Origin of the sequence: Micromonospora sp. CA-259024 (assembly GCF_050936255.1) — a bacterium.
Taxonomy (GTDB): domain Bacteria; phylum Actinomycetota; class Actinomycetes; order Mycobacteriales; family Micromonosporaceae; genus Micromonospora.
In genome coordinates this window covers 1,303,876-1,316,572 of record NZ_JBNJND010000002.1, presented here as the reverse complement: position 1 = coordinate 1,316,572, position 12,697 = coordinate 1,303,876, and the positions used below count along the sequence as shown (strand labels likewise).

Below are 12,697 nucleotides of genomic sequence, written 5' to 3'. Positions count from 1 at the left end.
CCGGCGGACCCGGACAGGCACGGACAGCTACCCTTGTACGGTGACGCTACGCCTGTATGACACCGCCACCCGATCGGTGCGGGACTTCGTTCCGCGGGAAGCCGGCAAGGTGGGGGTCTACCTGTGTGGTCTCACCCTGCAGGCCCCGCCGCACATCGGTCACCTTCGCTCCGGCGTCAACTATGACGTCCTGCGTCGCTGGCTGCTGGCCGCCGGGTACGAGGTCACCTTCATTCGCAATCTGACCGACATCGACGACAAGATCCTGGTCAAGGCGGGCGAGCAGGGCCGACCATTCTGGTCGATCGCGTACGCCAACGAGCTGATCCTCGCCGAGTCGTACCGGGCGTTGAAGGTGCTGCCGCCCACCTACGAGCCACGCGCCACGGGGCACATCCCGGAGATGCACGAGCTGATCACGAAGTTGATCGCCGACGGGCACGCCTACCCGGCCACCGACGGCTCCGGCGATGTCTACTTCGACGTGGCGTCCTGGCCGACGTACGGGTCGCTGTCGGGCCAGTCCCCGGACGCGATGCAGTCGGCCGGTGACGCCCCCGACCGGGGTAAGCGGGACCCTCGCGACTTCGCGCTCTGGAAGGGTGCCAAACCGGACGAGCCGGCGGACGCCTACTGGCCGTCCCCGTGGGGGCTGGGCCGCCCGGGCTGGCACATCGAGTGCTCGGCGATGTGCTGGCGGTATCTCGGCCCGGAGTTCGACATCCACGGCGGCGGGCTGGACCTGACGTTCCCGCACCACGAGAACGAGCTCGCCCAGTCCCAGGCGGCGGGGCTGCCGTTCGCCCGCTTCTGGGTGCACCACGGTCTGCTCAGCATCGGCGGGGCCAAGATGGGCAAGTCCGCCGGTAACGCCCTTGGCCTCGCCTACGTGGACTCGCTCGGTGTGCGGCCGGTGGAGCTGCGCTACTACTACATCGCCGCGCACTACCGCTCGGTGATCGACTACTCGGAGGATTCACTCCGCGAAGCGGCGACCGCGTACCGCCGGATCGAGGGTTTCGTGCAGCGGGCGGCCGAGCGGGTCGGTGCCGGGCAGCTCGGTGAGCTGCCGGCCGGCTTCGTCGCGGCGATGAACGACGACCTCAACACGTCCGCCGCGCTGGCCGTGCTGCAACAGCACCTCCGCGACGGCAACACCGCGCTGAGCACCGGCGACGATGTGACCGTCCGCACCACCCTGGCCGTGGTACGGGCAATGCTGGATATCCTCGGGATCGACCCCCTCGACCCGGCCTGGACCGGTGGTGGCCGCTCTGATGATCTGCGTGCCGTGGTGGACTCCCTGATCGCGCTGGCCCTGGAGCAGCGCGCGCAGGCCCGGGGCCGCAAGGACTGGGCAGCCGCCGACGCGGTACGTGACCAGCTCAAGCTGGCCGGCGTGGTGGTCGAGGACACCCCCCAGGGCCCCCGTTGGACTATTGGAGAGCAGGACTGATGGCCGGCAACTCGCAGCGCCGTGGCCGGCGACTGACGTCGAAGGCAAGCGCCCCGAAGGGCAGCGGCGGCAAGAACAAGGACTCCTTGGCGGGGCGGGGGCGCACCCTGCCCGCTGACGAGCGGCCGTGGCACAAGGGCTACTCGGGCACCGAGAAGCTGCCCCAGCGCACCGCCTGGAAGCAGGACAAGGAGCGCCGCGCGGCGGCCGAGGAGGGGCGCGCCCCGAAGATCGGTCAGCCGGGCAGCAAGGACACCACCTGGGGCAGGGGCGGCGGTCGGGGTGTACCGGTCGGTCGGGGCGCCACCGGCGGTCGGGGCGGCAAGCCCACCGGGCGGTCCGGCCCTCGGGTCACTCCGGGGCGCAAGTCCAACCCGTCCAAGGACAGTCCCGAGCTGTTGGTCGGGCGTAACCCGGTGCTGGAGGCGCTGCGCGCCCAGGTGCCGGCGACGGCGCTCTACACCGCCCAGGGCATCGACATGGACGACCGGATCAACGAGATCATCCGGACCGCCGCCGACCGGGGCATCGCCAACCTGGAGATCAGCCGGGCCGAGCTGGACCGGATGACCGGCGGTGTGCTGCACCAGGGCGTCGGGTTGCAGGTGCCGCCCTTCGCGTACCAGCCGTTCGAGGACATGGTCGCCGCTGCCGTGGAGCAGCAGGCCCCACTGCTGGTCGCGCTGGACGGTGTCACCGACCCGCGCAACCTGGGTGCCGTGATCCGGTCGGCTGCCGCGTTCGGCGCGCAGGGTGTCTTCGTACCCGAGCGGCGGGCCGCCGGGATCACCGCGACCGCCTGGCGGACCAGCGCAGGCGCGGCCGCGCGGGTGCCCGTGGCGCAGGTGACCAACCTGACCCGGTCGCTGAAGGCGTGCCGGGACGCCGGCTTCATGGTCGTCGGCCTGGACGCCGACGGCGACACCGACCTCTACGACCTCGAGGCCGCGGTCGGTCCGCTGGTGGTGGTGGTCGGTTCCGAGGGGCGCGGTCTTTCCCGCCTGGTCGGCGAGACCTGCGACCTGACCGTCAGCATTCCGATGATCTCCGAGGTCGAGTCGCTCAACGCCAGCGTGGCAGCAGCGGTCGCCCTGGCCGAGGTCGCCCGCCGGCGCTCCGCCGAGCTGTAGAGCACGTCGTCGAGGCCTCCTTCCGCCGAGCGCGGGAGGGGGCCTCGACGTCAGATCTGACGGGTCCACGCGACGAAGAGCAGCGCCCCGGCCAGCGCCATCACCAGCACGGTCGGGATCAACCAGAGCGGACTCCGCTCCCCGTTCAGGCGTCCGGTCAGTCGCTGGTGCACGGCGGCGATGCCGATCAGGGCGGCGAGCCCGGCGGCGGCCAACGGCAGGCCGATGAGGAAGTGCGCCAGCCACGCGCCAGCCCGAGTCGGACCACCCCAGGCGCCGACGTACGGCCCGGAGACCACCACGCCGTACAGCACGCCGCGCAGCACCACCAGGAGCTCGACGCCGAGTGGCAGCAGGGCCACGGCACCGAGGAGCAGGCTGAGCAGCGCGTGGCCGAGCACCGCGGCCGTGCCGGGCCGCCGGCCGGGAGCGGGGGCAGGTGACGCCCCGAGCAGTCCGGTACGCAGGGTCCGCCAGCGTGCGGTGGCAAGACCGGTCCGGCCAAGCGGGGCGGTCACCAGCGCGAACAGGGCGAGCGGCACCAGCAGGGCGCAGTAGACGAGGCTACGGCGGGCCAGTCGGGCCGTCCGATACAGCCGGGAGCGTGTGGTCGGGGAAGCGGCGGGGTTGGTGAGCACGGTGGGCACGGCGTCTCCTCGGGGTCGGGCTGCCGTGACGGTACGAGCGCGACCCGCAGCGCCGAATCACCCTGTAGAGCCACATCGGCGCTGGCTCTACAGGGTGAAGAAGTGCCGCTGGTACGACGACAGGGGCGGCCCGCCAAAGCGGACCGCCCCTGTCGGTACGGCGTTACGTCAGATCCGGCTACCGGTGGCGGCGTGGAAGACGTGGCTGCGGCCGGTACGCGGCTTGACGAACACGGTGTCACCCATGTTCGGCATGGTGCGCCGGTCGGTGCGGACCACGAAGCGCTCCGAGTTGCCACCAAGCGCGGCGTGGCCGTAGACGTTGGCGTCCGAGCCGAGGTCCTCGACGAGCTCGACCACGACCGGCATGCCGCCCTCGGTCGGGCTGACCAGGTCGCAGTCCTCCGGGCGGAAGCCCACGGTGACCTTGCCGTCGCCACCCTCGGCCCGGGCCGCCTCGACCTGCTCCCGGGTCAGCGGGATGTGCAGCTCGGCGAACTCGGCACCGTTGTCGTTGAGCGGAACGGTCTTGATGTTCATGGCGGGGGAGCCCATGAAGCCGGCGACGAACACGTTGGCCGGGGTGTCGTAGAGCGCCCGCGGGGTGTCCACCTGCTGCAGGACACCGTCGAGCAGCACCGCGACGCGGTGACCCATGGTCATGGCCTCGACCTGGTCGTGCGTGACGTAGACCGTGGTGACGCCCAGCTTGGCCTGCAGGGACGCGATCTGGGTACGGGTCTGCACGCGCAGCTTGGCGTCGAGGTTCGACAGCGGCTCGTCCATGAGGAAGACCTGCGGCTCGCGGACGATCGCCCGGCCCATCGCGACACGCTGACGCTGACCACCGGAGAGCGCCTTCGGCTTGCGGCCGAGGAACTCCTCCAGCTGGAGCAGCCCGGCGGCTTCCTTGACCCGCCGGTCGATCTCCGACTTGGAGGTCTTGCGCAGCTTGAGGGCGAACGCCATGTTCTCGTACACCGTCATGTGCGGGTAGAGGGCGTAGTTCTGGAAGACCATCGCGATGTCGCGGGCCTTCGGGGGAAGGTGGGTGACGTCGCGCTGGTCGATGTAGATCGAGCCGGCGTCGACGTCCTCCAGACCGGCGAGCATCCGCAGGCTGGTGGACTTGCCGCAACCGGAGGGGCCAACCAGAACGAGGAACTCGCCGTCGCCGATCTCGAGATCCAACTCGTTGACGGCGGGACGCTCGGTGCCCGGGTAGATCCGGGACGCCTTGGAATAGGTGACCGTAGCCATGGTGAAGCGCTTCCTTTCACCGGCAGGAACGTGCCGGACGATCCGAGTGAAGGAGCAACCGGCACGTGTCCGTGCCGGTCAGCGGACGGCGACCCGGTCGCAGGGGCGACCGTGTTGTCATCCGTGTCACTGCACCGTAAACGGCTTTCCTCGCGCTGCCAAGGCGGGGAGCGCCGAACGTGGCCCATCGCCTACGCATTCCGGTCAGTCGGGCACGCTCGTGCACCAATCGACGCGTCGCCAAACCGCTGGGCGTCGGGTTGTTGACGTTTCCCGTGCTCGGGAGGCCTCGCGAGCGGGATATCCGGACGTCAGTCGCTATGCTGACCTCGACGCACGCGCCCCTGTAGCTCAGCTGGCCAGAGCACTCGCCTTGTAAGCGAGATGTCGCCGGTTCGATCCCGGCCGGGGGCTCCAATTCCACCAGGCTTTTCCCGACCGGCTCTGCCGTGAGTCGACCGGTTGACAGCAACGCTGACAGCAACGGCACTCACGAGAGCTTCCCGTCGAGCTTGCCGAGAGCATGACGCATCGCGTCGAGGTTGGCGTGAGCGTAGACCTTGAGCGTGATCTTCACATCGGCGTGCCGAGCGATGGCCTGAACGACGTGCGGCGGTACACCCAACTCCATCAGCAGCGAGGCCACGGTGTGCCGCAGGTCGTGTAGGCGGACACCGGCAGACCGGCGGTTTCCCGGAGCCGGGCGAATGAGCGGCTGAGGTTGGTGGGCTCCATCGGAGTGCCCCGTTCCGAGGGAAAGACGAGATCGTGGCCCTCCCACACCTCGGCGAGGGCGGCTCGCTCTGTTTGCTGCCGTTCCTGGTGTTCGAGGAGGGTGAGCCAGGTGACCTCGGGCAGCGGCAATACCGCCTCCGAGTCTTCGGTCTTGGCGTCCTGGACGTGGAGCTGCCCGGCAACCCGCTGGACGGTCTGCTGTACCCGTAGCGTGCCCTCGTCCAGGTCGAGATCCGACCACCGAAGGCCGACCAACTCACCTCGACGCAGACCCATGGTCGCCGCTACACCGTCGCTTCACTTGATGGGTGACACTCCGCAGGCCGGGATCGCTATCGTGCGACGGTGACCGCTGGTGCTGAGCGTCCCTTGCTCTTCCTCGACGTGGATGGACCACTTGTCCCGATTGGCGGGAGGCCGCCGCAGCACTCCGAAGGACGTGCAGCCAGGGCCGAAGCCACCGGCCAATGGGACGAGCTATCCAACCCCCTCCTGTCGAGGCTCAATCCGATGCACGGTCAGCGGCTCAGCATGCTCGGGTGCGAGCTGGTCTGGGCCACCACTTGGATGGCCGATGCGAACGAGGACGTAGCACCGCGAATCGGCTTACCAGAACTGCCAGTCGTCGGCTGGCCGGAGGAGGACGAGGAGCAACCGACCCGGAGACTGCACTGGAAGACCAAGGCCCTGGTCGCCTGGGCGGCCGGACGGCCCTACGTGTGGGTCGACGACGAGATCAGCGACGTTGACCGTGCATGGGTAGCCGCCAACCATCCCGGACATGCACTTCTCTGCCGTGTTGACCCACGAGTTGGACTTTCCGATTCCGACTTTGCTGCCATCGAGCGATGGCTTGCCACACGGGCCTTGTCCGACCAGGAGATCGTCAAGCTGGAAGTGTCACCCAGCATCTGACATCGATCTGTCGCCCATCAACTGGAGCCCGACACCATCGAAGACGCCGACACCACCTTCCGCGTCCACGACGGCGACCAACTCCTCACCAAAGCCCCCCGCACCACGCCAACCGGCACCTGACCACGACAGGCCCGATGAGAGTTCCCACCCCCTTGACCGGCTGCCGGGTCGACCGGACAGCCTTCGATTACCAGGTCCGGCTTAGCCTCTCCACGCTCAACCCCGACGAGGACTACCGAGTCGACGCCGAACTGAGCATCGAAACTCCGTTCCTGCTCCGCCATCCGGACGGGCAATGGCACGAGCTCGACCCCGGCACCGGTGCCAGCCTGGCGCCCGTCCTGGACCTGTTCGGCCAGACCATCAGCAGCGCCGAAATCCGCGACAAGGGAGCCCTCCACCTGACCTTCGGCAACGGCGCCGAGTTGCACGTCGGCCCCAACCACCACTTCGAGTCCTGGCACCTCACGGGCACGGGAGTCGGCCCGATAACCGTCGGCCCCGGCGGAGAAACCGACTGGCAGCCGGCTCCCCACCCAAGCCACGCCTCAACGGCTAACATCCACAACCAAGATCGTCCAGCCGGACGTGTCACGGATCAAGTGACAGCGATCCGTCATGCATCAACTGGAGCCTGACAAGGACTGCCGGCGAAATGTCGGGTCTCGGGACGTCCGTGACAGATCAGTCTCGGGACGTGGGTGACACGTCCGACTAGACGATCTTCCACCGTTGACGCGGGGATTACCGTTTTGGGCATGATCGTGCGTACGCGCTGGACGATGCCCTACCCGCCTGATGTGTTGTGGCCGGCACTCTGCGACTCACGACTCAATCTGCAGCCCCGGTGCCCGGTGTTCTACCTGGGTACGCCTCGGCCGACCGCGTGCCGGTTGCCCGATGGCCCAGGCGAGGTGGGCACGGCCCGGCAGTGTGTCTCGGAGCAGGGGGTGGTGCGGCAGCGGATCACCGTATGGGAGCCACCGACCCGGCTGGCGTTCCATATGGAGTCGACGGATCTTGGTTTCCACCGCTTCGTCGACCATCTCGGGGATCTGTTCGAGCTGGCCCCCCGCGGGTCGAGGCACGCAGGTTACCCGGACCACGACGGTGACAGTCCGCGGGTTCGGCCGCGCCGCGCTGTATCCGGCGCTATGGGTCGGGTTGAAATCGGTACACCGCTTCGTGTTCCGCAACTGGCAGAAGATGCCGATATCGCCCCCCTCGGCAGTGTGACGCTCCCTCCTACAAGGGCGGCTGCCGCATGTGGAGTCTCATGACCTGCGGTGCGAGAATGTAACGCACGTCCTGATACCGATCTGTCACGCAGGTCCCGAGACCGGACAAACGACTGCCGGCGAAGTGGTTCAAACTTTCTGTACGTCTTCAAGGCGGCCCTTGACGGGCCGCACGCGCCGCCGCCTGGGCGCGCGTCTGACCCCTCCCTTAGCCGGTCGGGGCCAGCCACGCCATCGCCCGTCGGCTGGCGCGGAAGCGGGAAGCCCAAGGGGCCGCCGCAGAACGACAGGGTGGTGACCGGTGGGGTGATGGGCCGGCAGTCGGCCGAGCCGCGCGGCCAGAACCCGCGCGGCTCAAGGGAGCGGACGCCGGCCGCGTCGGCGTGCTGGCGGCGGTCATGGGTTACGGCTACTGCGCCTCCGGCGGGGGCGCTCCGGCTCCAGGATGGCCGGGGACCGTCGGCCGGTCACGGTCCGTGGGTGGTTGCGGTAAGCCATCCCGCCTGCCCTCGACCCGGGCAAGCCGAGCAGACCACCGCCCGACCCGCCAGCGTCCGAACGTGCGTCAAGGTCCGCTTGACGTGGCGGGTCGGGCGGAGGCCTGCTCCCTGGAAGGCGGGTCGAGGGCACACGGGATGGCGGGCGGCGTGTTCAGGAGAAGAGGGCGCTAGCTATTGCGCCGGCTAATGCGCCAACTAGCGCGAAGCCGGCCGCAACGCGGGGCTCAGTTAATCGTCCGCAGGTACCAGACGGCCGTTGAGACTGGCTCGAAGCCGAGTCGCTGATACAGGGGCAGGCCGGCGGGGGTTGCGACGAGCGTGGCGATGCGGTCCGGGTGCGCGGCCAGCATTGCGTTCATGACCGCCCGCCCGAGGCCGGCGGAGCGATACTCGGGAAGCGTCGCGAGCCAGTAGATTCCAACAGCGTTGCCGCCATCGTAGGTATATCCCGCCGCCGCTGGCACACCGTCCCGCCGTGCCAGCCACACCCGCCATCCGGGCAACTGGAGCACCTGCGGCGGGAGCGCCTGCCCAGGGGTAATGGGCTGAAGATGGCGCAGCGGAAAGCCGTTCACGATGACCTGTTCAGCCTGCTCCAGACCTGGCAGGTCGAGCACGGAACCACTGACACGCCGTCCGGGTCCATCTGCGTCACAGGGGCGGGCGGGCGAATCATGACCGGCATACGCAGAACGGTGGTGTCGACGGGCGTGGCAACGTCGGGTGCTCCGAAGGGATCCTCGATCACGGTACGTCCGGTCAGGCCAGGCGCCGCGATTAGTGCGGTCAGACTGGCTCCCGACAACTGGCGCAGGGCGAGGAAGCGGATACTGCCCGACGTTCGCACCGCGAGCACGCCTTGGGGGCCAGGGACCAGCTGGCCAAGACTGGCCCACATCCCGGCCGAGTTGGTGGAGTAAACATCAGTTTTGGTCATTGGCGTGATAGTGCCAGAAGCCCAATGTGATGGCGACACCGATGGTGAACCGGGTGGCGAGCCGGATACGGGCGTCGCCGTTGGGTAGATGGGCCAGCGGCGCCGAGTGTAGGTGCGAGGATGTGCTTCCCGGCCCGCTACCCCTACGGATGGTTCACGTTCAGTGGGAAGCTCAGGTGCCGGGGTTGCATGTCCTGCGCTGCTCGCGCGCGCCGGTACCGTGATCGTTCATGCGCATTCGAATCGGTGGGCAGCAGGACATGGTTGGGATCGCTCGTATCCACTTGGCGACGCGGCAAGCTACCTACCGAGGGTTGCTACCCGACGAGGTGTTGGACGCCATGACATCAGAATCCTTGACGGCCTGGTGGCATGAGTACCTGCCGCAGGCACCCGAGCCGAACACCCTGCTGGTGGCCGACGTCGGCGGCACTCCACAAGGATTTGCTTTCCTCCAGAAGGCCGGTCAGCGGGGCGAGATCTTCGCCATCCATGTACACCCGCAGTCGCAGGGGCAGGGCGTCGGGCGGCGGCTGATGGAGCAATGCCTCGTGGTGCTGCGTTCCTGGGGATGCGATCGGGCCCTGCTGTGGGTACTCGCCGACAACCATGGTGCCCAGGTCTTTTACGGGAAGCTCGGATGGACGCCCATCCCCGAGGGCTCCCGCGTCGAGGAAATCGACGGTGCCCTGGTCGCGGAAGTGTCCTACGAGTTGTCGCTCACGCAAGAGATGCCCGACAGCCTGCCTCCGTCGCCTTTCTAAGTCGCGTGCGGCACCAGCGTCGACAGCAGCACTGACAGCAACCGGCCGGGACGAGGGCAGCCGTCGGCGGCCCATCACCGACATCCGCCCGAGGTCGCGGACGTGGATGGACCCTGCTGCACAGAGAGCGCAGAACTTGTAAGCGAGATGTCGCCGGTTGGATCCCGGCCGGGGGCTCCAATTCCACCAGGCTTTTTGCCGACCGGCACTGCCGCGAGCCTCAGTTGCCCACCTGCCGAAAGCGCGAAGGTCTGCGGCGTGACTTCAAGGCTCGAACGCCACTCGATCCGGGGGATATTCCCCCCCGGCTCGAGTGCTCGGTCGTCGGTCAGCAGGTCACCACGGCCGCGTTGACGACAGCCTCGCCGCCGGCGGTCGCGGTGACCGGGTTGGTCCAGGCCTCACTGGAGTAGAGGGAACTGTTGTCGTAACCGGCCAGGGGGGCGTCGGCGGTGGGCGTGAAGCAGTACGGCTTCCGAATGTAGAAGTCCGCCACGACACCACCGGGCCGGATCTGCGCGGTGAACGTACCGTCCCCACCCACCGACGCCGATACGCGGTTGTGACCCGTTGAGTCGGAGTACACCGAGACCTGAAGGCCGCTGTTCGTCACTCCCAGCTCCTCGGCGTCCCACACCCCGTCCCGGTCCGTGTCCAGCCAGACGGTGCCGTGCACCGTCGTCGGCTCAACGATCGCGAGGGTGGCCTGGGCAGTGTTGTCGGAGATGTCGTCTTCCAGCGACGTGGTTGTCGCCGTAGCGGTCACGGTCGCGATGTCACCCGGCGCGGCGCTGGTGACGGTGGCGGTCAGGTGAAGCGGGTCAGGGGTGTACCCGGCCACGATGTAGTTGTGTAAGCAGTCCCAGGCCGGCCGGCCGGAGACGGGATCGGTACCGAACGTGCAGCTCCAGGGGTAGCTGTACGGCTCGCCGCCGTGAGCGAGGCCGTCCGGCAGCGGCACCGAGACGTGGACGTCGCGTGCGGCCATGTTGCCGGCGTTGCCCACCTGCACGGAAATGTCCACCGTGTCGCCGACGATTGCCTCAGCGGGATTGGTCCGAACCGAGGTCACCTCCAGGTCTGTCACCCCCCGGACGTACGTGATCGCGGCCTCGCCCACGTTGTTGGCCGTGGAAACTTCGCTGCTAGTCGTCGCGGCCATCGCGGTCACCGTTGTCGTCGTGCCGGCCGGGGCGGGCGGGAATGCGAAGTCGAACCGCAGCCTTGGGGCGCTTGCCCCCGCGGCGAGCGTCCCGTAGCTGCAGGTGCCGGTGCTGAGGTCACACTCCCAGCCCTCTGGCGGCCAGTTGCCGTCGGTGAAGTAGGCGCCGGCCGGCAGGCCGTACGTCAGGGTGACGTCCTCGACCCGATTCTTGCCGATGTTGCGGACCTCGACCTCGACGGTGACACCACCGCCGACGTCGACGACCCGGTCGCGGGGGGCGATGGGGGTGGCGGTGACCACCAGGTCAGCCCGGCTGGGTGCTGCGACGACCGGCGATGCCGGCAACACCGCGGTCACCAGTGGCACGAGTAGGCCCAGGCTGAGCACCTGGACGAGACGACGACGTGGATGGGACGTGGAAGACATGGGATCCTGTCTGCCGCTGGGACCGGCCAACATGCCGCTCGACCGGAACGGGCGTCTGTGCCCGCCACATCTTGGGCGTCGGCCGAGCGAAGCCCGTTACGCAATCCCTTGTCCTGCTGGGGTTTGGGGTGTCGTGATCCTCGGGCACAGCTCTGGGTTCCGAATCGCTGGAGCCGGGCCGACCCTCGTACGCCTGACGGCACCTCCTCATGCCCGATGGGTGCCGGCGCCGGTTTCCTGGCTCAGGACACCGTGCCCGGTCAGGACGGCATCGGTACGAGGCCGAGGCACCGCGGTCGCCTCCAGTGGTGCCTGCGGCGCGGGCGGGACGCGGCGCGGGTAGAGGCCCCGCAGGAACCTCTCCACCGGGTGTTCGACCCACCGGTAGCAGGCCCACGCCAGGGCGATGCCCAGCACCGTCCAGACCAGGAGAACCTTGAGATTCGCCCAGCTCGCAGGGGTGGGCTGCACGGTGCCCATCAGCCAGTAGATGACCGACAGGTGGACCAGGTAGAAGGCGTAGGACCAGGCGCCGAGGGCGACCAGTGGCTTGCTCCGGAAGAACGAGGGCTTCCCGGAGACGTCACGAATCGCTGCCGCGAGCACCACCAGTACGCAGGCGGGCACCAGGCCCTGCTGCGACCAGTGCGGACCCCACCAGCCCTGTCGTGCGCCCCACCACAGCAACAGCACCGATGCCGGCACCGTTGACAGGGCGAACCACAGGTTGACTCTCGGCCGCCATCCGCGTAGAAGCGCGGCGGCGGTGATCATTCCCAGCAGGAACTCGATGAATCGGACCGGTGGGAAGCGGAGGAACCAGGAGAGCTGGATCCAGTACTGCTTCGGGTCGATGAAATCCTGAACGATGAACCAGTAGGCCCACTCGATGGCCAGGCCGGCTGCGGCGATGATCGCGAGCGCCGGCAGCCGCAGCCGCAGCAGCGGCCGGATGATGAATGGGAAGAGCAGGTAGAAGAAGGCCTCGCAGGAGACCGACCAAGCCGTTGGATTGGCGACGAAATGGTCCGCCGGTGGGAACCACGACTCAAGCAGCGACAGGCTCAACAGGGTGCGCTTCCAGGAGTCGTGCCAGACCTGGTCGAAGCTCACCCAGGCGATAAGGGTGCTGACCGCGAGCGCGGGCCAGACCCGGGCGAACCGGCGCCAGTAGAACGTCCCGGTGCTCACCGCGGGGGAGAACGACCAGGTCAGTACGAAGCCCGAGAGGACGTAGAAGAACGTGACCCCGGCGTCACCGAATCGGAAGAAGTCGCCGAGCCTGATGTCATGAACCGTCGGCAGCTTAATGATCTGGTTGGCGTGGAACAGGAATACGGCGAACGCGGCGAACCAGCGCAGCCCGGTCAGTGATTCAACCCGGGGCATGCGTTCCTTGGGAGAACTCATTGTGATGTGGCACCTTCGGGGGGCATCGGCCTGACCGGGGGTCGGCTGGCGCTCCAGGCATGATGCCAGGTCTCCCGCCATCGCGGCAGACGGGCCGGGCGGCAACCGCCC

13 protein-coding genes and 1 tRNA gene are annotated in these 12,697 nt (G+C 68.2%); 6 read left to right on the top strand and 8 right to left on the bottom strand.

Features of this window, described 5'->3' with window-relative positions; genetic code table 11:
- Positions 1-40: 40 nt before the first annotated feature.
- Positions 41-1,456: a cysteine--tRNA ligase gene (cysS, locus tag ACQEUX_RS25540; RefSeq protein WP_433053256.1), complete on the top strand. Its 1,416-nt coding sequence runs from the start codon at positions 41-43 to the stop codon at positions 1,454-1,456.
- Positions 1,456-2,586 carry a 23S rRNA (guanosine(2251)-2'-O)-methyltransferase RlmB gene (rlmB, locus tag ACQEUX_RS25535; protein WP_433053253.1) on the top strand — a complete coding sequence of 377 codons (1,131 nt, stop codon included), beginning with the start codon at positions 1,456-1,458 and terminating at the stop codon, positions 2,584-2,586. Before cysS ends, rlmB begins: the two co-directional genes overlap by 1 nt.
- 50 nt (positions 2,587-2,636) lie before the next feature.
- On the opposite strand, the gene ACQEUX_RS25530 is transcribed toward rlmB, so the two are convergent.
- Together ACQEUX_RS25530 and ACQEUX_RS25525 are read right to left on the bottom strand one after the other, a co-directional pair.
- The gene (locus ACQEUX_RS25530; protein ID WP_433053250.1) at positions 2,637-3,233 is read right to left on the bottom strand and encodes a hypothetical protein; all 597 of its coding nucleotides are present in this window, start codon (positions 3,231-3,233) and stop codon (positions 2,637-2,639) included.
- A gap of 168 nt (positions 3,234-3,401) precedes the next feature.
- Positions 3,402-4,493 (bottom strand): ABC transporter ATP-binding protein, encoded by a 1,092-nt coding sequence (locus ACQEUX_RS25525; RefSeq protein WP_433053247.1) that lies wholly within the window; start codon positions 4,491-4,493, stop codon positions 3,402-3,404.
- 340 nt (positions 4,494-4,833) lie between these two features.
- Here ACQEUX_RS25525 and ACQEUX_RS25520 point away from each other — a divergent pair.
- Positions 4,834-4,910: transfer RNA gene (locus ACQEUX_RS25520), tRNA-Thr, on the top strand.
- 73 nt (positions 4,911-4,983) lie between these two features.
- Here the strand turns inward: ACQEUX_RS25520 and ACQEUX_RS25515 are convergent.
- Together ACQEUX_RS25515 and ACQEUX_RS25510 are read right to left on the bottom strand one after the other, a co-directional pair.
- Positions 4,984-5,139, bottom strand: a complete 156-nt coding sequence (locus ACQEUX_RS25515; protein ID WP_433053244.1) for a hypothetical protein — start codon at positions 5,137-5,139, stop codon at positions 4,984-4,986.
- Entirely contained in the window at positions 5,124-5,504 is a 381-nt protein-coding gene (locus tag ACQEUX_RS25510) for a tyrosine-type recombinase/integrase (protein ID WP_433053241.1), read from the bottom strand. The genes ACQEUX_RS25515 and ACQEUX_RS25510 overlap by 16 nt, the downstream gene beginning before the upstream one ends.
- A 93-nt stretch (positions 5,505-5,597) precedes the next feature.
- Between ACQEUX_RS25510 and ACQEUX_RS25505 the strand changes: the two genes are divergently transcribed.
- Both ACQEUX_RS25505 and ACQEUX_RS25500 read left to right on the top strand, forming a co-directional pair.
- Positions 5,598-6,143, top strand: a complete 546-nt coding sequence (locus ACQEUX_RS25505) for an HAD domain-containing protein (RefSeq protein WP_433057125.1) — start codon at positions 5,598-5,600, stop codon at positions 6,141-6,143.
- A 137-nt stretch (positions 6,144-6,280) separates the two neighbouring features.
- Complete coding sequence (locus ACQEUX_RS25500) at positions 6,281-6,784, top strand: DUF6188 family protein (protein WP_433053238.1); 504 nt, start codon at positions 6,281-6,283, stop codon at positions 6,782-6,784.
- Between the two features lie 1,324 nt (positions 6,785-8,108).
- Here ACQEUX_RS25500 and ACQEUX_RS25495 read toward each other — a convergent pair.
- On the bottom strand, positions 8,109-8,501 hold the full coding sequence (locus ACQEUX_RS25495; protein ID WP_433053235.1) for a GNAT family N-acetyltransferase: 393 nt from the start codon (positions 8,499-8,501) through the stop codon (positions 8,109-8,111).
- Complete coding sequence (locus ACQEUX_RS25490) at positions 8,456-8,821, bottom strand: hypothetical protein (protein ID WP_433053232.1); 366 nt, start codon at positions 8,819-8,821, stop codon at positions 8,456-8,458. Before ACQEUX_RS25490 ends, ACQEUX_RS25495 begins: the two co-directional genes overlap by 46 nt.
- A 230-nt stretch (positions 8,822-9,051) precedes the next feature.
- Between ACQEUX_RS25490 and ACQEUX_RS25485 the strand changes: the two genes are divergently transcribed.
- Entirely contained in the window at positions 9,052-9,585 is a 534-nt protein-coding gene (locus ACQEUX_RS25485; protein WP_433053229.1) for an N-acetyltransferase family protein, read from the top strand.
- A 328-nt stretch (positions 9,586-9,913) separates the two neighbouring features.
- Here the strand turns inward: ACQEUX_RS25485 and ACQEUX_RS25480 are convergent, their stop codons facing one another.
- Both ACQEUX_RS25480 and ACQEUX_RS25475 read right to left on the bottom strand, forming a co-directional pair.
- Positions 9,914-11,176, bottom strand: coding sequence for a hypothetical protein (locus tag ACQEUX_RS25480; protein WP_433053226.1), 1,263 nt, complete (start codon positions 11,174-11,176; stop codon positions 9,914-9,916).
- Between the two features lie 207 nt (positions 11,177-11,383).
- Positions 11,384-12,586 (bottom strand): acyltransferase family protein, encoded by a 1,203-nt coding sequence (locus tag ACQEUX_RS25475; protein WP_433053223.1) that lies wholly within the window; start codon positions 12,584-12,586, stop codon positions 11,384-11,386.
- Positions 12,587-12,697 lie beyond the last annotated feature (111 nt).

Coding starts and splice junctions, on each gene's coding strand:
- rlmB (WP_433053253.1), top strand. CDS start 1,456: ATGGCCGGCAACTCGCAGCGCCGTGGCCGGCGACTGACGTCGAAGGCA.
- ACQEUX_RS25525 (WP_433053247.1), bottom strand. CDS start 4,493: ATGGCTACGGTCACCTATTCCAAGGCGTCCCGGATCTACCCGGGCACC.
- ACQEUX_RS25510 (WP_433053241.1), bottom strand. CDS start 5,504: ATGGGTCTGCGTCGAGGTGAGTTGGTCGGCCTTCGGTGGTCGGATCTC.
- ACQEUX_RS25500 (WP_433053238.1), top strand. CDS start 6,281: ATGAGAGTTCCCACCCCCTTGACCGGCTGCCGGGTCGACCGGACAGCC.
- ACQEUX_RS25490 (WP_433053232.1), bottom strand. CDS start 8,821: ATGACCAAAACTGATGTTTACTCCACCAACTCGGCCGGGATGTGGGCC.
- ACQEUX_RS25485 (WP_433053229.1), top strand. CDS start 9,052: ATGCGCATTCGAATCGGTGGGCAGCAGGACATGGTTGGGATCGCTCGT.
- ACQEUX_RS25480 (WP_433053226.1), bottom strand. CDS start 11,176: ATGTCTTCCACGTCCCATCCACGTCGTCGTCTCGTCCAGGTGCTCAGC.
- ACQEUX_RS25475 (WP_433053223.1), bottom strand. CDS start 12,586: ATGAGTTCTCCCAAGGAACGCATGCCCCGGGTTGAATCACTGACCGGG.